We start from the raw sequence: 26,980 nt of genomic DNA, 5'->3' as shown, positions 1-26,980 counted from the left end.
AAAGGAGTTGCCATGGGCGTTAGCACAGTACAGGAAATTCGCGCCGCGATTGCGCGGGGCGAATGGCGCAAACCGACTTCCGGCCTGGCCTCAGGGTTTACCCAGGCCAATGTCGTGATCCTGCCCAAAAAATACGCCTTTGATTTCCTACTGTTCTGCACCCGCAACGACAGACCCTGCCCGGTGATTGACGTCTGCGAGAGCGGAATCACCGCGCCGCCGCTGGCTGGACCCGACGCCGACATCCGCACGCAGATTCCCCGCTATCGCATCTATCGCAATGGTGTGCTGGAGCAGGAGACCGAGCATATTCGCGATCATTTCACCGACAACATGGTCACCTTTCTCCTCGGCTGTAGTTTCACCTTCGAACAGGATCTTCTGGATAACGGCATCCCGGTGCGGCACATCGAACTTGATCGCAACGTCCCGATGTACGTCACCAATCGCGAATGCTGTCCGGCCGGAATATTCTCCGGGCCGATGGTCGTCAGCATGCGCCCCATCCCGGAGACCCTGGTCGGCAAGGCCCGCGCGATCACCGCCAAATATCGCAAAGCGCACGGCGCGCCAGTGCATATCGGTGATCCCGCCGCTCTTGGCATCAGAGATTTGCAAAGCGTCGATTTCGGCGACCCGCCGGAAATTCGCCAGGGCGAGATTCCGGTCTTCTGGGCCTGTGGTGTGACGCCCCAGATGGCGCTCAAACGGGCCAAGCCGGAACTGGTCATCACTCATGCCCCGGGTTATATGTTCATCACCGACATCAGGGACAAGGACCTGGCTGAATCGTGAATGAATCTAGCCTGATGACGCAAGCCATCGCTCGCATTGAAGCACTGGCGCGACGCGACCCGGGCAGCCGGGGACTGGCGTCTTTCGCCGACACCCGCCATCTTCTCCCCGCAGCCGCCGAACTCCTGCGCGGCGAGCGCGTGATCGTGGTTACCGGTTTTTGCATCCGCGCCGAGATGATCGGGGAAACCGACGGGCCGCCGGGTGCCCTGGCCATCGCTGATGCTCTGCGTCAACTTGGCAAGGAGGTGGTGCTGGTTACCGACAAGTACAGCGCCTGTCTGCTCAGTGCCGGCGCGACGGTCTTCGGCACCCCCTTCCCGACGCTTACCCTGAGTCTGCCTCAGGATGTGGCCGAGCGCCAGATTGAGGAGCTCCTCGCCACCTTCGCGCCAAGCCAGGTGGTCGCCATAGAACGCCCAGGGCGTGCTGCGGACGGGCATTGTTACTCGATGCGTGGCGAAATTCTCGACGACCTCGTCCCCGCCGCAGATCGCCTGCTGGCATCGCCATCCGCGTACCGGAGTATCGCCATCGGCGACGGCGGCAACGAGCTGGGTTTCGGCAGTCTGCGCGAGTCGCTGAAGGGGCGAGTCGTCCACGGCGAACTCATTTTTTGCTCGACGCCGGCGGACTACCTGATCCCTGCGGGAATTTCCAACTGGGGCGCTTTTGCTCTGGTCGCCACGCTATCCCTGCTCGCCGGCCGCCTCCTGCTGCGTGCGCCAGAGCACGAGTACGCCGTGCTGCAAGCCCTGCTCGCCGCAGGTGCGGTGGATGGCTGCACGAAAAAAAATGAACTGTCGGTGGACGGGCTGTGCTGGGCAGATTATGCGAGAACTATCGCAGACATCTATCAGGAAACCCTGAGCGCCCTGGAAACTATCGCGACTCCTTGATGATGCGTCCCCACCCTGGCTGTACTGGCCGTGCATTGGGCTTGTACAGGCGCTCGAAAATCGCCAGTTGCTCGGGTGAGAGTTGCTGTGGTTGTTTGAGTACCAGCCACAGTACATCCTCAGTGCACGGCGGTGTTGTCAGCGACCCCATGAAGGTAAAGTAGCGCTGATCTCCAGGCAATAGGCGGCTAAGGTCGAGGGTCTGCGCCGGTGGCGCCACTTCACCGCCTTTTTCCAGCGGCAGGTTGTTCAATGCCATCTGGATCACCGGATTCTCCGTTCCAGTATCCAGCAGGACGACGGCGATGGCCAGTTTCCCATCGTCAGATTTGTGCACCAGTTGCGCGTCCATGGCGAAGGCTCGGCCGTCGATCGTAATCTCGGACGGTCGATGGAACTGAATGCGGATCAACTCGTAGTTCTTGCCGAGCAGACCGAGGCTGCCGCCATAGACGGTCATCTGCAAGTTGCGGCCGCTATCGACTACCCGGAACGACGCCGGCCGATAGGCGAACTGAATCGGCTCAAGATCAAGCGCGATGCCATCACGCAGGTCGATCGGGGACTGTCGACGACCGCTGCCGCAGGTCGCGTATTCTGCTTTCAGCCGGCTCCAGTTATCCGCTCCGCCAGTGCCGTCGTAAGACCACGGGATGTTGGAGAGGTCCGTGGCCGAAGCGTCTTTCCGGATCCCATGTAAGGCTGACGAGGCATTCGACGTTATCTTCCTCAACTCTTTCTGGACTTCCTTTTCGACGAGCGATTCGTTCTCCTTGCGCAACGCGCCGGCAGCCTCGTTAACTTTTTCGGCAGTCCTGCTGGCCAGAGCGACGGCCGGACTTCCGGATTTCGGCCGGCAGACCTCGCGCAACAATTTATCGTCGGGCGTTCCCGAGCGCACCGGCATGTCATAGGGAATCTTTACTTCCTCCTGCCGCACCAACTCGCCTTCTTCCTTGAAGTAACTGCGTTTGAGCGTCGAGTGTGTACGCTCGGTGCAATCGTAACGACTCATGACCTCGATAATGCGGTAGGCCGATGACGTTTTCGGGTCGACAATCGGCTTGTCGAGAACAATACGCCCCGTCGCTGTCGCCTCACCATTCGGATTGCTGACGATGCTGGCCCGGTCGATTTCAACGCGCTTGCCCTGTTCGCTGGCGACCACCTGCCAAGCCGCGCAGGCCATTGCCGGAAGCACTGTTGCAATCAGGGCAGCGCAAAGCTTGATGCACAGGACGGGACTCCCGCTATTCGTTTTTGCTCTCATCTTCTGGATCACGGAAAACCTGATGAATACTTTAGCCGAATTTTCCGTAATCCCCGGAACAAACTTCAGAGTGCTGACCCTACGGGCCAGGTGAGTCTTGCTTAAAGTTAGCAATTCCAGTAACTTGCAAAATCACGTTAGGGGTGCCGCGCCATAATGGCGCTGCTGAGATAGTCCCTTTGAACCTGTACGGGTAATGCCGTCGTAGGGAAGCGGAAAGCCGGTCATTTCACTTCTTTGCCGCCCCTCTCCGACATCCCGTGCTTGTCGTGCCCTTTAGCCAGGAAACATCATGAACGCCAACGAAAAATTCATCGCCTCCGACGCCCACGTGGACGCCGCAGCCATTTTGCCGCTGCCGAATTCGCGCAAGATCTACGTCACCGGCAGCCGTCCCGACCTAAGGGTTCCTATGCGTGAAATTTCACAGTCCGACACCGACACCGCTTTTGGTGGCGAAAAGAACCCGCCGATCTACGTCTACGACTGCTCCGGCCCCTACTCCGATCCACGGGCCACGATCGATATCCGCAACGGACTGCCGGCGCTGCGTGCGCAGTGGATCACCGAACGCGGTGATGTCGGGGCTCTGACCGACTTGAGTTCCGACTTCGGCCGTGTTCGCGCGGCCGACAAAAAACTTGATGCGCTGCGTTTCCCCGGCCTGCAACGCAAGCCCCTGCGTGCCAAGCCGGGCGCTAACGTCTCGCAAATGCACTATGCACGACGCGGCATCATCACGCCGGAAATGGAGTACGTCGCCATTCGTGAAAACAACAACCGCCGTGCCTACGTCGAACAATTGAAAGCCTCCGGCCCGGAAGGCAATCGCTTCGCCGAAATCCTTTGCCGCCAGCACCCCGGCCACAGCTTTGGCGCCAGCATCCCCGACGAAATCACGCCGGAATTCGTGCGCTCCGAAGTCGCCCGCGGCCGTGCCATCATCCCGAACAATATCAACCACCCTGAATCCGAACCGATGATCATCGGCCGCAATTTCCTGACCAAGATTAATGCCAACATCGGCAACTCGGCGCTCAGTTCGAGCATCCAGGAAGAAGTCGAGAAAATGACTTGGTCGATCCGCTGGGGCGGCGACACGGTGATGGATCTGTCGACCGGCAAGAACATCCACGAAACGCGCGAGTGGATCATCCGCAACAGCCCGGTGCCGATCGGCACGGTGCCGATCTATCAGGCGCTGGAAAAGGTCTCTGGCCGCGCCGAAGAGCTGACCTGGGAGATCTTCCGCGATACGCTGATCGAACAGGCCGAGCAGGGCGTCGACTACTTCACCATTCATGCCGGTGTCCTGCTGCGTTATGTGCCGCTGACTGCCAAGCGCCTGACCGGAATCGTTTCACGCGGCGGCTCGATCATGGCCAAATGGTGCCTGGCGCACCATAAAGAGAGTTTCCTGTACACGCACTTCGAGGATATCTGCGAAATCATGAAGGCTTACGATGTCGCCTTCAGTCTTGGTGACGGCCTGCGTCCCGGTTCGATCTACGACGCCAACGACGAAGCGCAGCTTGGCGAACTGAAGACGCTCGGCGAACTGACGCAGGTCGCCTGGAAGCATGACGTGCAGGTAATGATCGAAGGTCCCGGCCACGTGCCGATGCACATGATCAAGGAGAACATGGACCTGCAACTCGAACAGTGCAGTGAAGCGCCGTTCTATACTCTCGGCCCGTTGACCACCGATATTGCCCCCGGCTACGACCACATCACCAGTGGCATCGGCGCTGCGATGATTGGCTGGTTCGGCACTGCCATGCTCTGCTACGTGACGCCCAAAGAGCACCTTGGCCTGCCCGACAAGGACGACGTCAAGGAAGGCATCATCACCTACAAGCTCGCCGCGCACGCCGCCGACCTCGCCAAGGGCCACCCTGGTGCACAGATCCGTGACAATGCCTTATCCAAGGCCAGATTCGAATTCCGTTGGGATGATCAGTTCAACCTCGGCCTCGACCCGGACAAAGCGCGTGAATTCCACGACGAAACACTGCCCAAGGAATCAGCCAAGGTAGCCCACTTCTGCTCGATGTGCGGCCCGCATTTCTGCTCGATGAAGATCACCCAGGATGTCCGCGAGTTCGCTGCCAAGCAAGGCGTCAGCGAAAGCGAAGCGCTGGTCAGGGGGATGGAGGTCAAAGCCGTCGAGTTCGTCAAGGCTGGCGCCGAGGTCTACCGTAGAATTTGACGCGCTTCAGGCGACTAACGCACGTCCGCAGCGGACGCAAAATCCTCGCCCAACGCGAGTTTCTGGCCAGGCCCGGCGGCAGATTTCCGGCACAGACCACTCGGTTGCGTCCGCCGTTCTTGGCCTGATAGAGCGCCTGGTCGGCAGCGGCGATTAGGCGCTCGGCGAGTTGCGGATGCTGTCCGGCCTGTTCTGTGTCAGGCAGCATCGATAGGCCGATCGAGATGGTGACCTTGATGGCTTGCCCGGAATGCGCCTGCAAACGTATTTCTTCGATGCTGCTACGAATCCGTTCAGCGACCTGACGAGCATGATGCAGCCCGGACTGTGGCAGGAGAACGACGAATTCCTCACCCCCGTAGCGGGCTATCGTATCGCCTGCCCTTAGTTGGGACTGGATGATTCTGGCTACTCTGCGCAGCACTTCATCACCCGTTTGATGACCATGGCTGTCATTGATCCGCTTGAACTTGTCGATATCGAGGAACATGCAGGCCAGTGAATGCTTATAGCGGCGAGCCTGGCTGATTTCCACCGGGTAGCGGTGCTCGAAATAACGGCGGTTTTGCACGCCGGTCAAACCGTCGGTCAGCCCCGCCAGCTTCAAACGTTCCTGGGTGAGGGCGCTCTCCAGGCAAATGGCGATGATTTCAGCGAGTCGTTCGAGGAAGTCCGTTGCACAACCGGTCCGGTAACGCTCCGGGTCGGCGCTGCCAAAGTGTAGGCTGCCGATCAGCTCACCCTGGCGCGTCAGGGGCAACAGGGCAACCGAGGCAATGGCCCCCGGTGGGGCATTGAAATGGGGCCGGTGGTGTTCGCTGAAGGCGCCCAGAAACGGTCGGCGTAACGCCTTGTACAACGTTTCCAGCGGCGCTGGCGACGACAGTAGAGTGAGTCCGGTGCAGGCGCGATTGCTGTTTAACCCGCTGTCCAGCCCGCTTTCCAGAATGCGGGTGGCTTCGCCGTCACGATCCACCAGCGCGAGGGTGACAAACTCAAGCCCGAACGCGAGCTTGTACTCGGCAAGCAGCAGACGGACCAGTTCGAGCAGGGAGCCAGCGCCAATCAGCAGGCGTTCGAGTTGATCAAAACGGCGCATCTTGTCTTCGTTTTGCCGCGCCTCGTGCAGCAGGGTTCCCAACTGCTGTCGAAGGGAAACATTCTCTGCCTCAAGAAGATTGTTCGTGATCATGCCGGCATGCTACCACCAATAGTCAAAGGTGATACCCGTCGGACGCGTCGGGCGGCTCGCGCAGTTTCGGCGCTCAGGATTACAGGGGTTGAACAGTCTCGACAGAGCCACGCTCGGGCATAAGATCTTCCGTAGCAGCCTTCGCCGGTTTGCGCTGTGGCCCGGCCGGGGCCAGGGTGACGCGGTTGCGTCCCTGGTTCTTCGAGACGTACAGGGCGTTGTCCACACGTTCAACAAAGGCGCCGGCGGTTTCGCCGAAACAATAACTGGCCACACCTAGCGATATCGTGATCTGAGCTATTTCTTGACCGTTGTTGGCGCGTCGAATCCGGCTTCTTTCAATCGTCGAGCGGATTTTTTCGGCCAGCGCGTGTGCGCCTTCAATTGTCGTCTCGGGCAGCAGGACAACGAACTCCTCGCCGCCATAGCGGGCCGCCGTATCCTTGCCCTTAATGTTCGCTTGCAGGATTTTCGCCACGCTGCACAGCACCTTGTCACCAAAGAGATGCCCGTAGTTATCATTGACTTGCTTGAAATGATCAATGTCGGCGATCAGCAGGCTGGGGCCTTGCTCGCCCGATTCCACCGTAGACAAACAGGCGGCCAGGGCCAGATCAAATCCCCGACGATTGACCAGTCCAGTCAGGCCGTCGGCGAGCGCCTCCTCGCGTGCCCGATCAACTTCCTGCCGAAGCTTCTCGATTTCGCTCTGACTGTCGTCGAGGCGCCCCTTCAGAGTAGTGATGGCGCCCTGCATTTCGTGAATACCGAACAACAGCTTGTCGATCACCTTGATTGTGCCGGAGTCCGATTCTACGTTTCCAAGATCTTCGCTACATTGCACCAGCTCGTTGCCGAATTGATCAGCATGATCTTCGGCATGTGCGGCAGACTGCGCTATGTCGTTCAGAGCTTTCTGGAATCCGTCCGCCAGACGCTGCGCCGTCTGCGCATCGAGTTCGGCGATGTATTTCTGGAAAAGGTCGGCGGTGATGGTTTCATCGAGTTGCGCGCCGTTTTTGGTGAGTGTATCGATGGCCGCTTGGAGCGGTTTATTGATTCCCGCCACGTATTCATACCAGACGGCATAACTGATCGGATGCAGTGCCGCCGCCTGTCGTGACATCAAGGGTAGAGACAGCCTCAGGTATTCGGCGCTCTGATTGACGGTTTCTTGATATTTCATCATCGGGAACGATCTCTTACTAGCCAAGAGGTTTGCAAGCTACGACGTGGTTGGATGATGACATAGGTTCTTAGGAATATCCATACTACCGACACTACAATTATAGGCAGGAAGAAATGAAAAACCCGCAAAGCTTGTGGCAGTGCGGGCTTCCATTATTCATCTGGCGGAGAGGGTGGGATTCGAACCCACGGTACCTTGCAGTACGCCTGATTTCGAGTCAGGTACAATCGACCACTCTGCCACCTCTCCATCGGGGCGGCATGCTATCACAAGTTGGCCAAGAGGTGCGTTTTATCATCCTTTTTCGCCCGAACGATAGGAGTGAGCATGGTTAATGAGTCACAAGAGGCTGGGGTGGCGGCGGCTATTGTTGAACGTATAGAAACGCAGCGACTGCCGAGGGCCATTGATCTCAAGGAAAAAGTCGATCAGGGTGGGGTGCTGGATGATTTTGATATCGATTTTCTGGACCGGGTATTCGCCGATACCAATGAATTGAGGCCTTTTTTGACGCGCCATCCTGAGTACCAGGCGCTGGCGGCGCGGATGATGAATCTGTATCACGAAATTACGGAAAAAGCGCTGAGCAACGAGCCGAAGTTGCCATAGGGGTGGAAGTGTAAAACGGGACAGGGCGCTATGGCGCCCTGTCCCGTTTGTGCTCGCAGTTGCCGCTTACTTGCTCGGCGTTTGCTCCAGTTTTTTTTCAATCTGAGTTATTGGTACGGCGCCAGGGACGCGATCGCCATCGATGAAGAAAAGGGTCGGGGTGCCGGTGATCGCCAGTTTGCGGCCTAATTCGACTGTTTTTTGGACTGCGCTGGTGTCACAGTCGCCCTTGCCGGTCAGTGCCTTGCCTTCCTGCATCCACTCATTCCAGGCCTTGGCCTTGTCTGATGAGCACCAGACCTGGTTCGACTTGTCGAGCGAGTCGGACGAAAGAATCGGGTAGAGGAAGGTGTAGAGGGTTACGTTGTCAAGCTTGGCGATATCTTTCGCCAGTTTCTTGCAGTAGCCGCAGTTCGGATCTTCGAAGCTGGCGAGAACGCGCTTGCCGTCACCGCGCACCTGCTTGACGGCGAGTTCGAGCGGCAAGTCGGAAAACTTGATCGCCGAGAGTTTCTGCATGCGTTCGGCGGTTACGTTTTTCATCGTCTTGCCGTCGATCAAGGTGCCGGCAATGATGGCATTGAGTTTCTCGTCGGTGTAAAGGATCTGCCCATCGGCGTAAATTTCGTAAAGTCCGAGATAGGGGCTTTTGGCAACGCTGCTAACCTTGGTCCCCAGTTTGGCTTCAACCGCTTTTTTGACGCTGGCTTCGTCGGCCAGGGCGGTCAGGCTGAGGATGGCAGCCAGAGCGAACGGCAGCAGTTTGTTGAGCATGGAGTTTCTCCGTTTGAACAGGGGTTAAAAGGCGCCGAGCGCGTAGCGTACAAGCGAGTTCTTCAGGACTGGCAAGGCATTGGTAAGGCTCATTCCGATATTGCGCAAGGGTCTCAGACCGGGTAGTTTCTCACGAAATAGCCGGCGCAGTGTATGGGTTGTGTACTGCATGAGGAGCGTTTCTTCGCGCCGGGCGCGCTGGTAGCGACGCAGCAGACGCGCGCTGCCGATGTCCTGCCACTCCGGCGTGGCAGCCAGCAGCTCAGCCAGCGCTCTGGCGTCCTGATAGCCGAGGTTGATGCCGTGCCCGGACAGGGGGTGAATCCCGTGTGCGGCGTCACCGATTAGCGCCAGTCGTGGCGCAATGGTGCGTGGAACGCGCATCAGACGCAGTGGGAAGGCGTTAGCCGGCGTAATCAGTCTGAGCTTGCCCAGTTCGTCGTTGCCAGCCGCAGCAACGCGGGCGCCAAACGCCTCTGCCGGAAGCGTCAGTAGCGCTTGCGCGTTGGTATCGGGTGTCGACCAGACGATCGAGATGCGCTGTCCGGGCAGCGGTAGCCAGGCCAGGACGCCGTCGTCGCGAAACCACTGGCGAGCGATGCCGCGATGCGGCCGTTCGCATTCAAAGTTGGCGACCAGCCCCATTTCATCGTAGGGAGTATTGATCGCCGGCAGGCCGGCGGCCTCACGGATCCAGGAGTCGCGGCCGTCCGCGCCGACCAGCAAGCGTGTCGACAGCGTTTGACCAGTGTCGAGCGTTAGCAGGGTGGCGGCCTCTGTGATGTTAATGGCGTGCGGTGCAGCCGGGCAAAGCAAGGTGAGGTTGCCTTGCCGTTTGACGCTTTCCCATAGTTCGCCGGCCATAAGTGACGATTCAAGAATCCAGCCAAGTTCCGGGACGCCCGTCTCATAGGCGGAAAAGTCGAGTCGTGCGCCGCCGTCGCCGAGGATTTTCATGGCCTTGATCGGCGTTATGCGTTCGGCATCCAGATGTTTCCACGCGCCAATTTGCCGGAGAAAATCGGCATTGGCTGGGCTGATGGCATAGACGCGCGCATCCCACCCCGTCGCTGGCACCGGCGCACGACTTTCGACCAAGGCAATTTTCAGGCGCGTATCGCGCAGGGCACAAGCCAGCGAGAGTCCAGCCAGCCCACCACCCACGATGACTACATCAAACTGCATTCAATGCCTCCGGTAAGCCGCGATTGTGCCCTGTCGCGCTGTCGTTTTACAAGCGTGGCGGCGCGTGTTAGAAGCTTCTTCCATGAATTCATGTGAGCATTCCGAATCAATCAGTTACTTCCCGGCCATCCTTTGCGTTGAGTGCGACTCGCCGATTGATGCACTGCTTGCCCTTTGCGTGCCGCGTGACGAGGCCATGAATCTGCTTGCTGCCGCGTGGCGCAATGACGAATTCGAGTGCGTCGTGGCCAGCGTCGATGGTGGTCGCAGCGTGGCTGTGCTGCGTACGCCGGAAGGGCGCTGGGCCGCGTGCAATGCCTTTCTCGACCACGTTTGTTTAACACGACACGAGGCTGAGCGGCAGCTTAAGAAACTGCTCAAGCGTGGTCGGCGCGGGTATATCGGGGCATTAGTCCTGGCCGCAGGCGAAAAAAAACCGGCTTAATGCTGAGCCGGTTTTCCTGCGCTGCGCGGTGCTGATCAAACCAGAGTGCCGACGTTGTTGAGGTCGGCGAAGGCTTGCTTGAGGCGGGCTTTGAAAGCCTCTTCGCCGGCCCGCAGAAAAGCGCGCGGGTCGTAGTATTTCTTGTTCGGTTTGTCGTCGCCTTCCGGGTTGCCGATCTGGCCCTGGAGGTAGGCTTCGTTCTTCTTGTAGTAGTTTTTGACGCCATCCCAAAAGGCCCACTGCGTATCGGTGTCAATATTCATCTTGATTACGCCATAGGAGATCGCTTCGCGGATTTCTGCGAGTGAGGAGCCTGAGCCGCCGTGGAATACGAAGTCGATTGGCCGAGCCTGGGTGCTGAACTTTTTCTGGATGTATTCCTGGGAGTTCTTCAGAATCACCGGTTGCAGCTTGACGTTACCCGGTTTGTAGACGCCGTGCACATTGCCGAACGAGGCGGCGATGGTGAATCGATTGCTGATCCTGGACAGGTGCTCGTAGGCGTAAGACACGTCTTCAGGCTGGGTATAGAGCTTGGCGCTGTCAACATCGTTGTTGTCGACGCCGTCTTCTTCGCCGCCGGTCACACCGAGTTCGATTTCGAGGGTCATGCCGATCTTGCTCATGCGCTCAAGGTAGCGCGCGCAGATTTCGATGTTCTCTTCCAGCGGCTCTTCCGACAGATCGAGCATGTGCGAGCTAAACAGCGGTTTGCCGTTGGCCTGGTAGAACTTTTCGCCGGCATCTAGCAGGCCATCAATCCAGGGTAAAAGCTTCTTGGCGGCATGGTCGGTGTGCAGAACGACGCTTGCACCGTACATTTCGGCGAGAGCGTGCACATGGTTGGCGCCTGAAACAGCACCAGCGATACAAGCGCTCTGGGCTTCGTTCTTCAGCCCCTTGCCGGCATAAAATTGGGCGCCGCCATTGGAGAACTGGAGAATCGCCGGCGACTTGAGTTCTGCTGCCGTTTCCATGACAGCGTTGACCGTGCTGGTGTTGATAACGTTAATGGCTGGAAGAGCGAAACCTTTGGTCTTGGCCAGTGCGAATAGGGCTTGCAAATCATCGCCGGAGACAACACCCGGCTTTATCTGTAGAGCATTCATGGTTTCGGTTCCGATAACGGTTGATCAAGGGAGTCCATCCTACTATGTCTGCGTATTTCGGGTCAATTTGCTAGCGCAGCCTGTTAGAATCGCGTTTGCCACCCCGAGAAAGGTTGTTTCATGAAGAAGCTCGCACCGCATTTTCTTCTCGCTACCGGCTTGCTGCTCTACAGCCTTACGGCGCAGAGGGCTCTGGCCGTTGTTGGTGACTTTGCTGTTGTCGATAGTGTGCAGATGCCAGCCTGGGTTGAGCGCAACGGAATTCGGCAACCGCTCGAGCCAGGGAAGGCGCTGCGCAACCGCGATCGGGTGCTGACCGGAACTGGGGCACGGGTGCTCATCCGCTTAGCTGAGGGAAGCGCGGTCAAGCTCGGCGAAAATGCTCAGCTCGATCTCAATGCGTTGGGACGGCGCGAGAACCGGGTGTTCACTGCGGCGCTGGATGTGGCCAGGGGCGCCTTCCGGTTCACCACCGGCGTGTTCTCTACGCAACGTGAGCAACGGGCAGTCAACGTTCGTATTGCGACAATTACCGCAGGTATCCGCGGCACCGACTTGTGGGGCAAGTCGGATAACGAACGCGATCTGCTCTGCCTGCTCGAAGGACGGATTTCCGTTTTTCATCCGTTGGACGAGGTTCGCGAGATGAGCGAACCCCTAAGCTTCTATGTGGCTCCCAAAGGGGCCGCGCCCGATCCGGTGTCCCGTGTCGATCTTGAACAGATCAACGAGTGGGCGGCACAGACTGAGATTCAGCAGGGGAGTGGCTATGCCCGACGTGGCGGTCAATGGATGGTTGAACTGGCGGCGGTTGATGGCGAGTCCAATGCGCTAGCCCTCTATGACCGGGCTCGTGCCACCGGTTATTCCGTCAGCATCAAGCCGCGCCGTGCGGAAGGCGGCTATCGTTACTCGGTTCGGGTTACCCAGTTACCGTCGCCAGCGGAGGCCCATGCGCTGGCGGAAAAGCTCAGGCTGTCGCTGGCGTTAAGCACTCCCGTTGTCATCAGGCATTGAGCAGGGACGGCCCTCGTTCCGGCAAGCTGCCTTCAGGCTGATTGTTTATGGCCTGTGATCATGCTGGTCCAGCTGGTGAGCCACAAGCGGTAAGTGTTTTGTGCCGAGAGCAGATTACCCAGCCAAATCCGCTCCTGGTAGCGCCGCATCCAGTTAAAGCGTGGGATGCTTAACGTGCCGGTCAGCGGGTCGCTATTGGCGTACTTCTCGCTTTCTTCTTCTGCCAGGTCAATGAAGTGCTCAACGGTCAGACGGTAATAGTCCGAGCGGGTGCAGCACGCGGTCAGTGCTTCGGCTTCGCTGGCGGCACGGCGCCACAGATTGAGTGCAAGTTCTTCGCTGATGCCGGCTTTGCTGGCGATCCACGGTAGGATTTTCGGTGCTTTCATGGTGTTTCTCCTTGTGTTCCGGCCGTTGCCGGGCACTGGGAAATCAGGTCTTGCAAGCCTTTATTGTTGCAGCGCAGCATTAGTATAGTTCGTTTTTGTACTTGGCATTAGGCTCTTTCACCTAAGTTTACTAACAAGGAGGCGCCTGCGTAGTGCAATTGCAACATTCGCGCATCGTCGCGACCGGTATAATCGGCGCTGCTTACATGACGCCTCCATTCAGCCTCCATTCCATGTCCGATCTGCTCGCCAATCTCAATCCACCCCAACTGGCTGCCGTCACGCTGCCTCCGCAACATTCTCTGATCCTTGCCGGGGCGGGCAGTGGCAAGACGCGAGTGCTTACGACCCGTATCGCCTGGCTGATTTCGACCGGGCAGGTCGGGCCACACGGTATTCTCGCCGTGACTTTCACCAACAAGGCGGCCAAGGAAATGCTGGCGCGTCTTTCCGCGCTGCTGCCGATCAACACGCGTGGTATGTGGATCGGCACTTTCCACGGGCTATGTAACCGGCTGCTGCGCGCGCATTACCGCGAGGCCGGCCTGCCGGCACTATTCCAGATTCTTGATTCGACCGACCAGCTCTCGGCGATCAGGCGTTTGCTAAAGCGCCTCGACGTTGATGACGACAAGTTTCCGCCGCGTGAACTTGCCGGCTTTATCAACGCACACAAGGACCAGGGTATCCGCGCCCCGCTGGCCGAGGCTTACGACGAGTACACCCGGCGCCGCGTCGAGCTTTACGCCGAGTACGACGCCCAGTGCCAGCGCGAGGGTGTGGTCGACTTTGCCGAACTGCTGCTGCGCTCCTACGAGCTGCTATCACGTAACGAGCCGCTGTGCCGGCATTATCAGGAGCGCTTCCGGCATATTCTCGTCGACGAGTTTCAGGATACCAATCGCCTGCAGTATGCGTGGTTGAAACTGCTGGCCGGGCATGCGCAGAAGCGTTCTGCGACCGAGCCTGGTGAGATAAGGCCAGATGGCGCCTGCCTGTTTGCCGTTGGCGACGATGACCAATCGATTTATGCCTTTCGCGGCGCCGAGGTCGGCAATATGCGCGATCTTGAACGCGAGTTCGCGGTCGCCAACGTGATCCGCCTCGAACAGAACTACCGTTCGCACGGCAACATCCTTGATGCGGCCAATGCGTTGATCAAGAACAACCGCGGTCGCCTGGGCAAGAGCCTGTGGACCGATGCCGGCGCTGGTGAGGCTATCCGCGTCTTCGAGGCCTTCTCGGACGTCGACGAAGCACGTTTTGTCGTCGATGAAGTGCGCGAACTGGTGCGCGACGGCTTCCCGCACACGCAGATTGCCCTGCTTTACCGCTCCAATGCCCAGTCGCGCGTTCTGGAACATCAATTGTTCACCGCTGGCGTGGCCTACCGCGTCTATGGTGGGCTGCGCTTTTTCGATCGTCAGGAGATCAAGCATGCGCTGGCTTATCTACGTCTGATCGGCAATCAGGACGACGATACCGCCTTTGCTCGGGTAGTCAATTTCCCGACGCGCGGCATCGGCAGTCGCAGTCTGGAAGCCTTGCAGGAGGCCGCGCACCGTGCCAATTCCAGCCTCTACAATGCGGCGGCGAGCCTCGCTGGCAAGGCCGGAGCATCGGTCGGCAGCTTCATCCGGTTGATCGAAACCCTGCGTGCCGAGACGGAGAAACTGCCTTTGCCCGAGGTGATTGATCACCTGATCGAGAAAAGCGGTCTGCGCCAGCACTACCTCGGCGAGAAGGAGGGCCGTGAGCGGCTGGAAAATCTCGACGAACTGATCAATGCGGCGACCAACTTCCTGCAGGAAGAGTCCGATACCCAGGCTAACCCGGCCGAGGCCAGTCCACTCGCCTCCTTTCTCGCCCATGCCGCGCTCGAAGCCGGTGAGCATCAGGCCGGTGAGGGGCAGGAGGCGGTGCAGTTGATGACCGTTCATGCGGCCAAGGGGCTGGAGTTCGACGTGGTGTTCATCACCGGGCTGGAGCGGGGGTTATTCCCGCACGACAACGCCGCACAGGAGCGCGATGGCCTGGAGGAGGAGCGGCGGCTGATGTACGTGGCCATCACTCGTGCCCGGCGGCGGCTCTACCTTTCGCACGCGCAGACGCGCATGCTGCATGGGCAGATGCGCTATTGCCTGCCCTCGCTGTTTCTCGAAGAACTGCCCGGGGAACTGTTGCGCAAGATCAATCGAGCGCCAGCGTATACGGAGCGCGCGCCGTCACGTGTGGCAAAAGCGCTGATGGCCGCCGAACAATCCCCGACCAACGTCTTGCGCATCGGGCAAAATGTAGAGCACGCAAAGTTTGGTCTGGGCGTAATTGTTTCCGCTGAAGGGCGCGGGAACGATGCACGCGTCCAGGTCAATTTCGGCGCACAGGGTATGAAATGGCTGGCGCTCGAATACGCAAAACTGACACCGGCGTGATGACCAAGCTGCCGTGCAGCTGACACCGCCTGCATCCACTTCCGTCATTTTCGTTGATGCGAAGCTAATTTTTACCGTTTTTTTATATTCCTCCCCCCATATTTCTCGAAAATTTTAATAACGATTTTCATAGTATGACTCCGTCGCAATAACCAACACGGAGAGTACTCATGGATTTCGTTTATCTTGCCGGCATCGGTCTGTTCTTTACCCTGATGCTCGCCCTCGCCACCGGCTGTGCCCGGCTGGGAGGTGCCAAATGACCTGGCTTTTTGTTCTCAGTGGCGCCGTTGCTGCCGGCCTGCTGATCTATCTGATCGCAGCACTGCTTAATCCGGAGGACCTCTCATGAGCAACCATGCCTGGATTCTGATCGGAATTTTTCTTACTGTCCTGTTGCTGACCGTCAAGCCCTTGGGGACTTACATCGCAAATGTTATGGAAGGCCGCTTCCGTCTGGCTGGCAAAATAGAAAGCCCGGTCTATCGACTGTGTGGCATTCGCCAGGACGAGGAAATGGGCTGGCTGAAATACGCCTTCGCTATCTTGTCGTTCAACGCCCTAGGCGTTTTTGTGGTCTATGCCCTGCAACGTCTGCAGTTCTCATTGCCGCTCAATCCGCAGGCTTTTCCCAATATCAGCCCGGACTCCGCCTTCAACACTGCCGTCAGTTTTGTCACCAACACCAACTGGCAAGGCTACGCTGGTGAAGCCACGATGAGCTACCTGACCCAGCTGCTGGGCCTGACGGTACAGAATTTTTTCTCGGCGGCTACCGGCATCGTCGTCGTTATCGCCCTGATCCGCGGCTTTGCGCGACATAGCGCCAAGACAGTCGGCAACGCCTGGGTTGATCTGACCCGCATCACGCTGCATGTGCTGCTGCCGATTTCCATCGTCTATGCGGTCTTCCTAACCGGCCAGGGCGTCATCCAGAATTTCGACGCCTACAAGGATGTGACGACACTGGAAGTCACCAAGTATGACAACCCAAAGGTTGATGCCGCCGGTCAGCCGCTCAAGGACGACAAGGGCGTTGCCATCACCGAGCCAGCTGAAACACCGACCCAGACGCTGGCCATGGGCCCGGTGGCCTCACAGGAAGCAATCAAGATGCTGGGCACCAATGGTGGCGGCTTCATGAACGCCAACTCGGCACATCCTTATGAAAACCCGACACCGCTCTCCAACTTTATCCAGATGCTGTCGATCTTCCTGATGCCAGCGGCGCTCTGCTTCACCTTCGGCCGTATGGTCGGTGATGCGCGCCAAGGCTGGGCGGTGCTTGCCGCGATGACCTTGATGTTCGTCGTCCTGGCCTATGCCGCCATGCATTTCGAGCAGCAGGCCAATCCGTTATTGACCCAGTTGGGTGTCGATCCGGCGGCCGGCAACATGGAAGGTAAGGAAACCCGCTTCGGCATCGCCGATTCTGGCCTGTTTGCGACCATTACCACGCTAGCTTCCTGCGGTGCGGTCAATGCCATGCATGATTCTTTCACGCCGCTCGGCGGTCTGGTGCCGCTGATCGACATGCAACTGGGCGAAGTGGTCTTCGGCGGTGTCGGTTCTGGCCTCTACGGCATGCTCGTTTTCGCCATCATGGCCGTCTTCATTGCTGGCCTGATGATCGGCCGCACGCCGGAATACCTGGGCAAGAAGATCGAAGCCTACGAGATGAAGATGACGTCGATCGCCATCCTGGTCACACCGTTGCTGGTTCTCGTCGGCACGGCCATCGCGGTCATGGCCGTCGATGGCAAGGCGGGCATCGCCAACCCGGGCGCCCACGGTTTCTCGGAAATCCTCTATGCCTTCACCTCGGCCGCCAACAACAACGGCAGCGCTTTCGCCGGGCTGTCCGCCAATACGCCCTTCTACAACATCATGCTGGGCATCGCCGTATGGTTCGGCCGCTTTGGCGTGATCGTGCCGGTACTGGCGATTGCCGGTTCGCTGGCCGCCAAGAAACGTATTGCCGTTGGTCCCGGCACGCTGCCAACCCATGGTCCGCTATTTGTCACGCTGCTGATTGGCACCGTGCTGCTGGTCGGCCTCCTGAATTACGTCCCGGCGTTGGCCCTTGGCCCCGTCATCGAGCACCTTGTGCTCTGGGTCGGTCATTAAGCTAGGGGAGAAAATAATGACACGCAAGACTTTTACTCTGTTCGATCCGGCGCTGGCCTTTCCGGCCATTGCCGATGCTTTCCGTAAACTGAATCCGGCTGTGCAATGGCGCAATCCGGTGATGTTCGTCGTCTATGTTGGCAGCATCCTCACCACCATCCTTTGGGCGCAAGCCCTGGGTGGGCAAGGAGAGGCGCCGGCCGGTTTCATCCTGGCGATCACCATCTGGTTGTGGTTTACCGTGCTCTTCGCCAATTTCGCCGAGGCACTGGCCGAAGGACGCAGCAAGGCGCAAGCCGCTTCGCTGCGTGGCCTGAAAAAGGAAACCTGGGCCAAGAAGTTACGTGAGCCCCGGTTTGGTGCCCAATGGCATATGGCCCAGGCGACTGATCTGCGCAAGGGCGATGTCATCTTCGTCCAGGCTCAGGAAACGATTCCGGCTGACGGCGAGGTCATCGAAGGCGTCGCCTCGGTCGATGAATCCGCCATCACCGGCGAATCGGCTCCGGTCATCCGGGAATCCGGCGGCGACTTCTCGGCCGTCACCGGCGGCACCCGCGTGCTGTCCGACTGGATTGTTGTGCGGGTCACGGTTAATCCCGGTGAAACCTTTGTCGACCAGATGATTGCCATGGTCGAGAACGCCAAGCGTCAGAAGACGCCCAACGAAATCGCCCTGACCATCCTGCTGGTGGCACTGACTATCGTCTTCCTGGGCGTGGTCGTCACCTTGCTGCCGTTTTCGATGTTCAGTGTCGAGGTAGCCGGTTCTGGTACGCCGATCAGTATTACCGTACTGATTGCGCTGCTCGTCTGCCTGATCCCGACCACTATTGCTGGCCTGCTCTCGGCCATCGGCGTGGCCGGCATGAGCCGCATGATGCAGGCCAATGTGATTGCCACTTCCGGGCGTGCTGTCGAGGCGGCCGGCGACGTCGATGTGCTACTGATGGATAAGACCGGCACGATCACCCTGGGCAATCGCCAGGCTTCCACCTTCCTGCCGGCCGATGGCGTCACGGAAGGCGAACTGGCCGATGCGGCCCAACTGGCATCGCTTGCCGACGAAACGCCGGAAGGACGCAGCATTGTGGTCCTCGCCAAGCAGCGTTTCCAGTTGCGGGAGCGCGACATTCATGCGCTGGATGCCCACTTCGTGCATTTCTCGGCAAATACCCGGATGAGCGGCGTCGACATGGCGGGTCGTCAGATTCGCAAGGGTGCGGCTGAAGCGATCAAGAAACATGTCGAAGCCCTGGGCGGCAGTTTCCCCAAATCGCTCGTCGACAAGGTGGATGAGGTTGCGCGACGCGGCAGCACGCCGCTGGTAGTAACCGATGGCACTCGAGTCATGGGCGTCATCGAACTCAAGGACATCGTCAAGGGTGGCATTAAGGAGCGGTTTGCCGAACTGCGCCTGATGGGTATCAAGACGATCATGGTGACCGGCGACAATCGAATTACTGCGGCGGCCATCGCTGCCGAAGCCGGTGTCGACGACTTCCTGCCGGAAGCGACGCCGGAAGCCAAGCTGGCGCTGATCCGCCAGTACCAAAGCGAAGGCCGGCTGGTGGCGATGACGGGCGACGGTACAAATGACGCCCCGGCGCTTGCCCAGGCCGATGTCGCGGTAGCCATGAACACCGGTACGCAGGCCGCCAAGGAAGCTGGCAACATGGTCGATCTGGATTCGAATCCGACCAAGCTGATTGAGGTTGTCGAAACCGGAAAACAGATGCTGATGACCCGGGGTTCGCTGACCACCTTCAGTATTGCCAACGACGTCGCCAAATACTTCGCCATCATTCCAGCGGCGTTCGTGACGACCTATCCGCAACTTGCCGCGCTCAACGTTATGAGTTTGGCTAGCCCGGCCTCGGCCATCCTGTCGGCGGTGATTTTCAACGCGCTGATCATCGTCTTTCTGATCCCGCTGGCCCTCAAGGGCGTCAAGTACCGGCCGCTCGGCGCCGCGACGCTATTGCGGCAGAACCTGGCGATCTACGGCCTGGGTGGCGTCGTCGTTCCCTTTATCGGCATTAAGTTGATCGACATGGCGATTGCCGCCATCGGTCTGGCTTGAGGAGAAAATACATGAAAACCCTGTTACGCCCCGCCGTCAGTCTCTTTGTCTTGCTCACTGCCGTGACTGGCGTTGTTTACCCGTTGGCGGTTACCGGCCTTGCCAAAGTCACCTTTTCCGAAGCAGCTGACGGCAGCCTGGTCATCAAGGATGGCAAGCCGGTCGGCTCCCGTCTGATCGGGCAAAACTTCAGCGATCCTCGGTATTTCTGGGGCCGCCCCTCGGCCACTTCGCCGCAGCCTTACAACGCCTCGGCCTCCAGTGGCTCCAACCAGGGACCGCTCAATCCGGCCCTGGTCGACGCGGTCAAGGGGCGGATCGACGCCCTGAAGACGGCTGATCCAGGCAATAGCAAGCCAATTCCGGCCGATCTGGTCAATGCTTCGGCCAGCGGTCTTGATCCCGAGATCAGCCCGGCCGCTGCCGAATACCAGATCGAACGGGTCGCCAAAACACGCCAACTCCAGGTGGAGGTCGTCAGGACCCTGGTTGCCAAGAACACTGAAGGTCGCCAGTGGGGTGTCTTCGGCGAACCCCGGGTCAATGTATTGCAGCTCAATATCGCGCTTGATTCACTTCGTTAATACAACACAGAGAGATATCTTCATGAAAAAACATTCCGCTTCCCTTCGTTCCCTTGCCGTCCTTGCCTTGGCCGCCGGCCTTTCGGCGCCGGTCCTGGCCGAGGACGCCCCGACGCCCGAGCACAGCCTGACCGGCAACCTCGGCCTGTTCAGCAGCTACCGCTTCCGTGGTATCGACCAGACCTTTGGCAAGCCTGCCTTGCAAGGTGGCGTTGATTACGCGCATTCCAGCGGCCTCTATCTTGGCAACTGGAACTCCAATGTTTCCTCCGGTGCCGGTTATCCGGAAGGCAATCTGGAAATGGATTTTTATGGCGGCTACAAGGCGAGTTTCGGTGATTTCGGGATCGATGTCGGTGGTCTTTACTACTACTACCCCGGTACTGATTTGACCATTACCAATGGTGGAAAAACCAATACCGGCCGGGTCGATAACACGGAAATTTATCTCGCGGCCTCCTGGAAGTTCCTGTCCCTGAAATATTCCCATGCAATCAGCGACTATTTCGCCATGCCAGACAGCAAGGGCAGCAGTTATCTTGATCTGTCGGCCAACTACGATCTGGGCGAGGGCTGGGGCATCAACGGCCACGTTGGCCGTCTGAATTTCAGGAACGTCACCAACGGCAGCTATACCGACTGGAAACTCGGCTTGACCAAGGATATGTCGGGCTGGGTGGTCGGTGCTGCCTATGTGGACACCAATGCCAAGGGGGATTGTGGCAACGGCGAGTTCTATTGTTTCTCCAATTCCCTGAGCAACCAGAACGTCCAGAACGGCAGCAAAGCCAAGGATGCCGGTCGCGGCATCGCCGTTCTTTCCGTGACCAAGAGTTTCTGATCGAGTCAGGCAGCAAGGCCCATGTCTGCATTGAAGACAGAGAAAGAACGGGGGGGCGGGCAATCCCGCTCCCTTGTGCCCCGCCAGTGGATCGAACGATGGCGGATTTATCATCCTGTGGAGGAACACAAATTGGACAGCATCGCTGATCTTCTCCGGACCGAAGACGTCATCCTTGATCTGGAGGTGGTGAGTAAAACCCAGCTTTTTGAAGAAATCGGCCAGCACATGGAGGGAATGCATGGCATGCCGCAAGCGTGGATTGTCCTCAGTCTGTCACGTCGGGAACAGGTCGGGTCAACCGGCCTGGGTGAGGGCGTGGCCATTCCGCACGCCCGCATCAAGGATCTTTACCGCATACAGCTTGCCTACGTGCGCCTCAAATCGCCACTGCCTTTCGCTGCGCCGGATGGCAAACCGGTCAGCGATATTTTCGTTCTGCTGGTTCCCAAGGAAGCCACTGAGGCGCATCTTGGCATTCTCGCCGAAGCGACGCGGATGTTTTCCAACCAGCGGTTCCGTGAGCGCCTGCACTTGTGCAAACAACCCTTGGAAGTAAAGCAACTGTTCACTACCTGGTCACTCCTCGAGTGATTCCGTAACGTCAATTTTTACGCTCTTTTTATAACGAAGCCCCTATTTTTTTCAAAATATTGAAATCGTTTTGCCTAGTATTCGTCATGTACCTGGCCTGGCTGTTTATCAATCGAAAGTGAAGGATCAAATGAACTCAGACTTATGCATCGGTATTGCTTCGACGAATGACTCGCTTGAAGTCGCCGCCCTGGAACCAGGCAAGGCTGCCGTGGTGATGAAATTCCCGGCGACGGGAATGGGCATCGAAGGGATCAGGGTCTTTCTGTCCGGTTACGGCGACCCGGTGCGAATGGCGGTGGCAGGTGTCGCGGCGCTCAGCCTGGCGTTGACCCTGGGCAATGTATGCGGGCGCGAAACCTTCATCGTATCTTCCAGCATTGCCAATCAGGCGATGGCTCTTGCGCGTTATGCCGAACATACGGCGTGAAACACTATGACGCGACATATTTGCCCGGTTTGCGGCAGGCCCCATGAAGTCCATGCAATACTAGACCAGTTGTCCTACGGTCGACCGAGGACCTGCTCCCCGCACTGCAAGTCTGTTTACCCCGGGTTGGTACGGACCAGGATACTGGCCGAAATAGCCAAAGGCGCCAAGGAGAAATAAGGTCCACATGTCCGATCAAAGACCCGATCCCGACCAACTTCTGACCCGCCTGAACGAGGAAGAGGTGAAGGCCCGACGCGGTAAGCTGAAGATATTTTTCGGCGCCTCGGCTGGCGTCGGCAAGACCTACGCCATGCTGGGTGCGGCACGGCAGCAACTGCTGGCCGGGGTGGATGTGGTCATCGGCGTCGTCGAAACCCATGGCCGCATGGAAACCGAGGTCATGGCCGACGGCCTGGAATGCTTGCCCTTGCGGGATGTGCCCTATCGCGACCGCAGTCTCAAGGAATTCGACCTCGACGGAGCACTGGCCCGCCAGCCGGCTTTGATCCTGATGGATGAACTGGCCCATTCCAATGTCGCCGGATCACGCCACAGCAAGCGCTGGCAGGACGTCGACGAGTTGCTGGCGGCCGGCATCGACGTCTACTCGACGGTCAATGTTCAGCACCTGGAAAGCCTCAACGATGTCGTCACTGGCATTACCGGCATCCGGGTCTGGGAAACGGTGCCAGATAAAGTTTTCGATGCCGCCGACGAGGTGGTGTTAGTCGACCTGCCACCCGACGAACTCCTGCAGCGCCTGCAGGCCGGCAAGGTCTATCTGCCCAATCAGGCGGAACGCGCCATCCGCAACTTCTTCCGCAAGGGCAACCTGATCGCCCTGCGGGAGTTGGCGCTGCGCCGCACGGCTGACCGGGTTGATGACCAGATGCTGCAATACCGGCGCGACCAGTTTGTCTCGCCGGTCTGGCAAACCCGCGATTCCCTGCTCGCATGCATCGGCACCGGCACCGGGGCGGAAAAGGTCATCCGCACCACGGCGCGGGTAGCCGGTCGGCTGGAGGCACCATGGCACGCCATCTACATCGAAACCCCTAACTTGCAGCGACTTTCGGAGAAAAGCCGCCACCGTATTCTGCGCAACCTCAAGCTCGCCGAGGAACTGGGCGCCCAGACGGCGACCCTGTCGGGCAGCGAGGCCGGCGAGGTGGCGATCAAATATGCCCGTGATCACAATCTGGCAAAAATCATCGTCGGCCGGGATCACCCGCGCCCGTGGCGCCCGTGGTACCGATCCTTTGCTGACCGGATCGGGCAGCGTGCGCCCGACCTCGATGTGCTGCAGGTAGCGCGCTCGGAAGTGGCTAGGGAAAGCGAAAAATACGGACGGGAGAATGTCGACGACAGCATTTTTGACCAGTGGCCTGCCTATGCCAAGGCCGCCCTCGGTTGTGCGCTGGCCGGCTTTGCCGCCGCCGCGGTCTTCCCAATAGTTGATCTGCCCAACATCGTCATGGTCTTCCTGCTGGCGGTGGTGCTAGTCAGTGTGCGTTACGGGCGCGGCCCGGGGGTGCTGGCTTCTTTCCTGTCGGTCGCCATTTTTGATTTCGTCTTTGTTCCTCCGCGCTTTTCCTTTGCAGTTACCGATGTGCAGTACCTGATGACTTTCGTCGTCATGTTGGTCGTCGGACTAATCACCGGTCAGTTGACTGCCGGCTCAAAATACCAGGCCAAGGTGGCAACGCGTCGCGAGCAGCGCGTTCGCTCCCTCTATGAAATGTCGCGGGATCTTTCGGGCGCGCTGATGCCTGAGCAGATTGCCGAAATTGGCGAGCGCTTCATCGTCGCCGAGTTCGGCGCAAAATCAGCATTTCTGCTGACCGATGACAACGACCAGTTGCAAACCGCTCTGCCTTCAGCCAACGGTCTGCCAGCCGTCGATATGGGCATTGCCCAGTGGGCTTTTGGTCACGGGGAAGCGGCCGGGCAAGGCACCAACACCCTGGCCGCCAGCCCCATCCTGTATTTGCCGCTGAAGGCGCCGATGCGCCTGCGCGGCGTCCTGGCCCTGGAAATGTGCCACTCGGATCGCCTGCTGATCCCGGAACAACGGCGCCTGCTCGACACTTTTGCGTCGCTAATCGCTATTGCCCTTGAGCGGGTGCATTACGTCGACGTAGCCCAGAATACGACCGTCCAAATGGAATCCGAACGCTTACGTAATTCCGTGCTGTCGGCCATTTCCCACGATTTAAGGACGCCAATGAGCATTCTGGTCGGCCTGGCCGACTCGATGTTCCTGACCCAGCCGCCGCCGACCGGCCCGCAGGCTGAAATTGCTCGCTCCCTGAAAGAAGAGGCTCTGCGCGTCAGCGGCCAGGTCAATAACCTGCTCGACATGGCCCGCTTGCAGGCCGGCCGTGTCGAACTGAACAGGCAATGGCAACCTTTGGAAGAGGTTGTCGTCAGCGCCCTGAAAACCCTGGAGCGGGCCTTTGCCCAGCACCAGATCAAGGTTTCCCTCGATGAAAACCTGCCGCTGGTGAATATCGACTCCGTGCTGATGGAGCGGGTGATTTACAACCTGCTGGAAAACACCGTGAAATATACGCCGCCGGGCAGCCTGGTCGACATCGGGGCGAATGTAACGGAAAAAAGCATCGAGGTCTGGATCGACGATAACGGCCCCGGCTTGCCCGCAGGCAAAGAAGAAATGATTTTCAAGAAATTCGAGCGCGGCCAGCCGGAAGGCGCCACCCGTGGCGTCGGGCTGGGGCTGGCCATTTGCCGTGCCATCGTCGAGGCACATGGCGGGGAAATCCATGCCGAAAATCGTCCGCAAGGCGGCGCCCGTTTCATGTTTTCTCTGCCCAGGGGCAACCCGCCGCTTCTTGACGATGAGGGAGTGACAGCAGATGAGGGGAGTCGCTGAATGTCCACCACCACACCGATCGTGATCGTTGTCGAGGATGAAGCCAAGATTCGGCGCTTCATCCGACTGGCGCTGGAAGCCGAGGAACTGGAAGTATTCGAGGCAGATTCGGTGGCCCGCGGTTTGATTGAAGTGGGTACCCGGCAACCTGACCTGGTGGTCCTCGACCTTGGATTGCCGGATGGCGACGGCGTCGATTTGATCCGTGAGCTGCGCACCTGGTCGGACATCCCCATCATCGTTCTTTCCGCCCGAACGGCCGAAGCCGACAAAGTGGCCGCGCTCGATGCCGGCGCCGACGATTACCTGATCAAGCCGTTCGGGGCCGCCGAACTCCTGGCCCGCGTCCGAGCGCATTTGCGCAGACGTTTTAGGGCGGGTACGACGGGGATGACGGTTTTCGAGTTCGGTAATGTTCGCGTCGACCTCGGAAAACGGATTGTCGAAAAAGCTGGGCAGCAACTCCATCTGACCCCGATCGAATTCAGGCTGCTGGCCTATCTGATCGCTAATCCGGATTCGGTACTGACCCATCGGCAGCTATTGAAGGCCGTTTGGGGTCCCTCCCACACCGAAGATAGTCACTATGTCCGCGTCTATATGGGGCATGTCAGGAAGAAAATCGAGGATGACCCGACACGGCCGAAATACATCCTGACCGAATCTGGGGTTGGCTACCGTTTTGTGAGCTAGCGATGGGTATCCAACGATTCTTGCGGCTGGAGTACCTGCATCAATTGAAAATAGTGACCCTGCGGATCCAGACTAGAACTGAAACCGGTCTTTCTATCAACTTTATCGAGCAAGCCATGCTGCTGCATGGCTTGCTCGATCGTTGTGCTGCGGCTAGTCTAGTGGTTTGAGTTGGCGCGTCTGGTAGCGGATGCCATCGCGCCAAGTGCACCCTGCGACCTTTGCCCAGGAGAAAACCATGTCTTTTGCCATTCGCATCCATCAGACCGGTGGGCCCGAAGTGATGCGCTGGGAGGCGCTTGCCGTTGGCGATCCGGCGCCTGGCGAGGCGCGTGTGCGCCACGAGGCGGTCGGCTTGAACTACATCGACATTTATCATCGTAGCGGCCTTTATCCCCTATCTTTGCCTTCCGGACTGGGTTCGGAGGGGGCGGGCGTCGTCGAGGCGGTCGGTGCCGGTGTTGGCGATCTACGCGCCGGCGACCGCGTGGCCTACGCTGGCGGCCCGCTGGGAGCCTACAGCCAAGTCCGTTGCCTGCCGGCGGACCGTCTGCTCAAGCTGCCCGATGGCATCGATTTTCACACCGGTGCCGCGATGATGTTGCAGGGCCTGACCAGTGCCTATTTACTACGCCGCACCTTCCCGGTGCAAGCCGGCGATTGCGTGCTGATTCATGCGGCGGCAGGCGGTGTTGGCCTGATCGCGTGTCAGTGGGCCAAAGCACTCGGGGCCACCGTCATCGGCACCGTGTCGAGCGAGGCCAAGGCCGAGCTGGCGCTATGCCACGGTTGCGACCAGATCATCTTCTATACACGGGAGGACGTGGCCAAACGCGTGCGCGAGATCACCGGCGGGGAAGGCGTTGCTGTGGTCTATGACGGCGTCGGCAAGGATACCTTCATGGGTTCGCTCGACAGCCTGCGCGTGCGGGGAATGATGGTTTCCTTCGGCAATGCCTCCGGGCCGGCTCCCTCATTTGACCCGCTACTGTTGTCCCAGAAGGGTTCGCTGTTCATTACCCGACCAACCCTCGGACACTACACCGCCAGGCGTGATGAACTGGTCGCTCTTGGCGCTGAGCTCTTTGCTGTCGTCAGTTCGGGAAAAGTCAGGATCGAGGTCAATCAGACCTATGCGCTAGCTGATGCGGCCAACGCACATCGCGACCTTGAAGCTCGCAAAACGACGGGTTCGACGATTTTTCTGCCGTAAGCGCC

General features: G+C 58.9%; 25 protein-coding genes, 1 tRNA gene and 1 riboswitch. Of the genes, 18 read left to right on the top strand and 8 right to left on the bottom strand.

The annotated features are described in order from the left end of the window. The first annotated feature begins 12 nt into the window (after nucleotides 1-12). On the top strand, nucleotides 13-795 hold the full coding sequence (locus tag Q1J43_RS13725) for a putative hydro-lyase (protein WP_301103068.1): 783 nt from the start codon (nucleotides 13-15) through the stop codon (nucleotides 793-795). Further along, entirely contained in the window at nucleotides 792-1,694 is a 903-nt protein-coding gene (locus Q1J43_RS13720; RefSeq protein WP_301103067.1) for a DUF4392 domain-containing protein, read from the top strand. The genes Q1J43_RS13725 and Q1J43_RS13720 overlap by 4 nt, the downstream gene beginning before the upstream one ends. On the opposite strand, the gene Q1J43_RS13715 is transcribed toward Q1J43_RS13720, so the two are convergent. Then, a complete protein-coding gene (locus Q1J43_RS13715; RefSeq protein ID WP_301103066.1) occupies nucleotides 1,678-2,964 on the bottom strand; it encodes a carbonic anhydrase family protein in 1,287 nt (428 codons plus the stop codon). The two genes, Q1J43_RS13720 and Q1J43_RS13715, sit on opposite strands and share 17 nt — an antisense overlap. 129 nt (nucleotides 2,965-3,093) lie before the next feature. Next, nucleotides 3,094-3,192, top strand: a riboswitch (TPP riboswitch). Nucleotides 3,193-3,256: 64 nt separating this feature from the next. Here Q1J43_RS13715 and thiC point away from each other — a divergent pair. Next, nucleotides 3,257-5,173, top strand: coding sequence for a phosphomethylpyrimidine synthase ThiC (gene thiC, locus Q1J43_RS13710; protein WP_301103065.1), 1,917 nt, complete (start codon nucleotides 3,257-3,259; stop codon nucleotides 5,171-5,173). Here the strand turns inward: thiC and Q1J43_RS13705 are convergent. From Q1J43_RS13705 to Q1J43_RS13695, 3 genes are all read right to left on the bottom strand, one after another. Beyond that, the gene (locus tag Q1J43_RS13705) at nucleotides 5,139-6,365 is read right to left on the bottom strand and encodes a DUF484 family protein (RefSeq protein WP_301103064.1); all 1,227 of its coding nucleotides are present in this window, start codon (nucleotides 6,363-6,365) and stop codon (nucleotides 5,139-5,141) included. The genes thiC and Q1J43_RS13705 overlap by 35 nt on opposite strands. A gap of 79 nt (nucleotides 6,366-6,444) precedes the next feature. Then, entirely contained in the window at nucleotides 6,445-7,554 is a 1,110-nt protein-coding gene (locus Q1J43_RS13700) for a diguanylate cyclase (protein WP_301103063.1), read from the bottom strand. A gap of 161 nt (nucleotides 7,555-7,715) precedes the next feature. Continuing rightward, nucleotides 7,716-7,803 (bottom strand) — tRNA-Ser (locus tag Q1J43_RS13695). A 78-nt stretch (nucleotides 7,804-7,881) separates the two neighbouring features. On the opposite strand from Q1J43_RS13695, the gene Q1J43_RS13690 reads away from it, so the two are divergent. After that, complete coding sequence (locus Q1J43_RS13690) at nucleotides 7,882-8,163, top strand: hypothetical protein (RefSeq protein ID WP_301103062.1); 282 nt, start codon at nucleotides 7,882-7,884, stop codon at nucleotides 8,161-8,163. Between the two features lie 66 nt (nucleotides 8,164-8,229). Here Q1J43_RS13690 and Q1J43_RS13685 read toward each other — a convergent pair whose 3' ends face one another. Next, a complete protein-coding gene (locus Q1J43_RS13685; protein ID WP_301103061.1) occupies nucleotides 8,230-8,937 on the bottom strand; it encodes a DsbC family protein in 708 nt (235 codons plus the stop codon). A 24-nt stretch (nucleotides 8,938-8,961) separates the two neighbouring features. Then, the gene (locus tag Q1J43_RS13680) at nucleotides 8,962-10,122 is read right to left on the bottom strand and encodes a UbiH/UbiF family hydroxylase (protein ID WP_301103060.1); all 1,161 of its coding nucleotides are present in this window, start codon (nucleotides 10,120-10,122) and stop codon (nucleotides 8,962-8,964) included. 82 nt (nucleotides 10,123-10,204) lie between these two features. Here Q1J43_RS13680 and Q1J43_RS13675 point away from each other — a divergent pair, with 82 nt between their 5' ends. Beyond that, a complete protein-coding gene (locus tag Q1J43_RS13675) occupies nucleotides 10,205-10,567 on the top strand; it encodes a hypothetical protein (RefSeq protein WP_301103059.1) in 363 nt (120 codons plus the stop codon). Between the two features lie 35 nt (nucleotides 10,568-10,602). Here Q1J43_RS13675 and fbaA read toward each other — a convergent pair whose 3' ends face one another. Next, the gene (fbaA, locus tag Q1J43_RS13670; protein WP_301103058.1) at nucleotides 10,603-11,676 is read right to left on the bottom strand and encodes a class II fructose-bisphosphate aldolase; all 1,074 of its coding nucleotides are present in this window, start codon (nucleotides 11,674-11,676) and stop codon (nucleotides 10,603-10,605) included. 120 nt (nucleotides 11,677-11,796) lie between these two features. Here fbaA and Q1J43_RS13665 point away from each other — a divergent pair, with 120 nt between their 5' ends. After that, a complete protein-coding gene (locus Q1J43_RS13665) occupies nucleotides 11,797-12,693 on the top strand; it encodes an SPOR domain-containing protein (protein ID WP_301103057.1) in 897 nt (298 codons plus the stop codon). A gap of 32 nt (nucleotides 12,694-12,725) precedes the next feature. Here Q1J43_RS13665 and Q1J43_RS13660 read toward each other — a convergent pair whose 3' ends face one another. Further along, nucleotides 12,726-13,082 carry a hypothetical protein gene (locus tag Q1J43_RS13660; protein WP_301103056.1) on the bottom strand — a complete coding sequence of 119 codons (357 nt, stop codon included), beginning with the start codon at nucleotides 13,080-13,082 and terminating at the stop codon, nucleotides 12,726-12,728. A gap of 233 nt (nucleotides 13,083-13,315) precedes the next feature. Here Q1J43_RS13660 and Q1J43_RS13655 point away from each other — a divergent pair, with 233 nt between their 5' ends. From Q1J43_RS13655 to Q1J43_RS13600, 12 genes are all read left to right on the top strand, one after another. Then, on the top strand, nucleotides 13,316-15,514 hold the full coding sequence (locus Q1J43_RS13655; protein ID WP_301103055.1) for a UvrD-helicase domain-containing protein: 2,199 nt from the start codon (nucleotides 13,316-13,318) through the stop codon (nucleotides 15,512-15,514). 259 nt (nucleotides 15,515-15,773) lie between these two features. Continuing rightward, complete coding sequence (kdpF, locus tag Q1J43_RS13650; RefSeq protein ID WP_301103054.1) at nucleotides 15,774-15,866, top strand: K(+)-transporting ATPase subunit F; 93 nt, start codon at nucleotides 15,774-15,776, stop codon at nucleotides 15,864-15,866. Next, nucleotides 15,863-17,641, top strand: coding sequence for a potassium-transporting ATPase subunit KdpA (gene kdpA / locus Q1J43_RS13645; RefSeq protein WP_301103053.1), 1,779 nt, complete (start codon nucleotides 15,863-15,865; stop codon nucleotides 17,639-17,641). The genes kdpF and kdpA overlap by 4 nt, the downstream gene beginning before the upstream one ends. A gap of 16 nt (nucleotides 17,642-17,657) precedes the next feature. Then, a complete protein-coding gene (kdpB, locus tag Q1J43_RS13640; protein ID WP_301103052.1) occupies nucleotides 17,658-19,724 on the top strand; it encodes a potassium-transporting ATPase subunit KdpB in 2,067 nt (688 codons plus the stop codon). 11 nt (nucleotides 19,725-19,735) lie between these two features. Further along, nucleotides 19,736-20,308: a potassium-transporting ATPase subunit KdpC gene (kdpC, locus tag Q1J43_RS13635; protein WP_301103051.1), complete on the top strand. Its 573-nt coding sequence runs from the start codon at nucleotides 19,736-19,738 to the stop codon at nucleotides 20,306-20,308. Nucleotides 20,309-20,330: 22 nt separating this feature from the next. Beyond that, nucleotides 20,331-21,149: a TorF family putative porin gene (locus Q1J43_RS13630; protein WP_301103050.1), complete on the top strand. Its 819-nt coding sequence runs from the start codon at nucleotides 20,331-20,333 to the stop codon at nucleotides 21,147-21,149. A gap of 132 nt (nucleotides 21,150-21,281) precedes the next feature. Next, nucleotides 21,282-21,743 (top strand): PTS sugar transporter subunit IIA, encoded by a 462-nt coding sequence (locus Q1J43_RS13625; protein ID WP_301103049.1) that lies wholly within the window; start codon nucleotides 21,282-21,284, stop codon nucleotides 21,741-21,743. A gap of 130 nt (nucleotides 21,744-21,873) precedes the next feature. Next, nucleotides 21,874-22,173: a hypothetical protein gene (locus Q1J43_RS13620; protein WP_301103048.1), complete on the top strand. Its 300-nt coding sequence runs from the start codon at nucleotides 21,874-21,876 to the stop codon at nucleotides 22,171-22,173. A gap of 187 nt (nucleotides 22,174-22,360) precedes the next feature. Beyond that, complete coding sequence (gene kdpD / locus Q1J43_RS13615; RefSeq protein ID WP_301103047.1) at nucleotides 22,361-25,069, top strand: two-component system sensor histidine kinase KdpD; 2,709 nt, start codon at nucleotides 22,361-22,363, stop codon at nucleotides 25,067-25,069. Beyond that, complete coding sequence (gene kdpE / locus Q1J43_RS13610; protein WP_301103046.1) at nucleotides 25,070-25,762, top strand: two-component system response regulator KdpE; 693 nt, start codon at nucleotides 25,070-25,072, stop codon at nucleotides 25,760-25,762. A 2-nt stretch (nucleotides 25,763-25,764) separates the two neighbouring features. Beyond that, nucleotides 25,765-25,932, top strand: coding sequence for a hypothetical protein (locus Q1J43_RS13605; RefSeq protein ID WP_301103045.1), 168 nt, complete (start codon nucleotides 25,765-25,767; stop codon nucleotides 25,930-25,932). A gap of 68 nt (nucleotides 25,933-26,000) precedes the next feature. Further along, complete coding sequence (locus Q1J43_RS13600; RefSeq protein ID WP_301103044.1) at nucleotides 26,001-26,975, top strand: quinone oxidoreductase; 975 nt, start codon at nucleotides 26,001-26,003, stop codon at nucleotides 26,973-26,975. The last annotated feature ends 5 nt before the right edge of the window (nucleotides 26,976-26,980 follow it).

Source organism: Propionivibrio sp. (assembly GCF_029255185.1).
Classification (GTDB): domain Bacteria; phylum Pseudomonadota; class Gammaproteobacteria; order Burkholderiales; family Rhodocyclaceae; genus Propionivibrio.
Note: the sequence above shows the minus strand (reverse complement) of the source record. Positions and strands in the feature narration are given on the sequence as shown.

What these genes read in the sequence shown, in the direction of transcription:
- Q1J43_RS13725 (WP_301103068.1), top strand. Translation starts at nt 13, where the DNA reads ATGGGCGTTAGCACAGTACAGGAAATTCGCGCCGCGATTGCGCGGGGC.
- Q1J43_RS13715 (WP_301103066.1), bottom strand. Translation starts at nt 2,964, where the DNA reads ATGAGAGCAAAAACGAATAGCGGGAGTCCCGTCCTGTGCATCAAGCTT.
- thiC (WP_301103065.1), top strand. Translation starts at nt 3,257, where the DNA reads ATGAACGCCAACGAAAAATTCATCGCCTCCGACGCCCACGTGGACGCC.
- Q1J43_RS13705 (WP_301103064.1), bottom strand. Translation starts at nt 6,365, where the DNA reads ATGATCACGAACAATCTTCTTGAGGCAGAGAATGTTTCCCTTCGACAG.
- Q1J43_RS13700 (WP_301103063.1), bottom strand. Translation starts at nt 7,554, where the DNA reads ATGATGAAATATCAAGAAACCGTCAATCAGAGCGCCGAATACCTGAGG.
- Q1J43_RS13690 (WP_301103062.1), top strand. Translation starts at nt 7,882, where the DNA reads ATGGTTAATGAGTCACAAGAGGCTGGGGTGGCGGCGGCTATTGTTGAA.
- Q1J43_RS13685 (WP_301103061.1), bottom strand. Translation starts at nt 8,937, where the DNA reads ATGCTCAACAAACTGCTGCCGTTCGCTCTGGCTGCCATCCTCAGCCTG.
- Q1J43_RS13680 (WP_301103060.1), bottom strand. Translation starts at nt 10,122, where the DNA reads ATGCAGTTTGATGTAGTCATCGTGGGTGGTGGGCTGGCTGGACTCTCG.
- Q1J43_RS13675 (WP_301103059.1), top strand. Translation starts at nt 10,205, where the DNA reads ATGAATTCATGTGAGCATTCCGAATCAATCAGTTACTTCCCGGCCATC.
- fbaA (WP_301103058.1), bottom strand. Translation starts at nt 11,676, where the DNA reads ATGAATGCTCTACAGATAAAGCCGGGTGTTGTCTCCGGCGATGATTTG.
- Q1J43_RS13665 (WP_301103057.1), top strand. Translation starts at nt 11,797, where the DNA reads ATGAAGAAGCTCGCACCGCATTTTCTTCTCGCTACCGGCTTGCTGCTC.
- Q1J43_RS13660 (WP_301103056.1), bottom strand. Translation starts at nt 13,082, where the DNA reads ATGAAAGCACCGAAAATCCTACCGTGGATCGCCAGCAAAGCCGGCATC.
- Q1J43_RS13655 (WP_301103055.1), top strand. Translation starts at nt 13,316, where the DNA reads ATGTCCGATCTGCTCGCCAATCTCAATCCACCCCAACTGGCTGCCGTC.
- kdpF (WP_301103054.1), top strand. Translation starts at nt 15,774, where the DNA reads ATGACCTGGCTTTTTGTTCTCAGTGGCGCCGTTGCTGCCGGCCTGCTG.
- kdpA (WP_301103053.1), top strand. Translation starts at nt 15,863, where the DNA reads ATGAGCAACCATGCCTGGATTCTGATCGGAATTTTTCTTACTGTCCTG.
- kdpB (WP_301103052.1), top strand. Translation starts at nt 17,658, where the DNA reads ATGACACGCAAGACTTTTACTCTGTTCGATCCGGCGCTGGCCTTTCCG.
- kdpC (WP_301103051.1), top strand. Translation starts at nt 19,736, where the DNA reads ATGAAAACCCTGTTACGCCCCGCCGTCAGTCTCTTTGTCTTGCTCACT.
- Q1J43_RS13630 (WP_301103050.1), top strand. Translation starts at nt 20,331, where the DNA reads ATGAAAAAACATTCCGCTTCCCTTCGTTCCCTTGCCGTCCTTGCCTTG.
- Q1J43_RS13620 (WP_301103048.1), top strand. Translation starts at nt 21,874, where the DNA reads ATGAACTCAGACTTATGCATCGGTATTGCTTCGACGAATGACTCGCTT.
- kdpD (WP_301103047.1), top strand. Translation starts at nt 22,361, where the DNA reads ATGTCCGATCAAAGACCCGATCCCGACCAACTTCTGACCCGCCTGAAC.
- kdpE (WP_301103046.1), top strand. Translation starts at nt 25,070, where the DNA reads ATGTCCACCACCACACCGATCGTGATCGTTGTCGAGGATGAAGCCAAG.
- Q1J43_RS13605 (WP_301103045.1), top strand. Translation starts at nt 25,765, where the DNA reads ATGGGTATCCAACGATTCTTGCGGCTGGAGTACCTGCATCAATTGAAA.
- Q1J43_RS13600 (WP_301103044.1), top strand. Translation starts at nt 26,001, where the DNA reads ATGTCTTTTGCCATTCGCATCCATCAGACCGGTGGGCCCGAAGTGATG.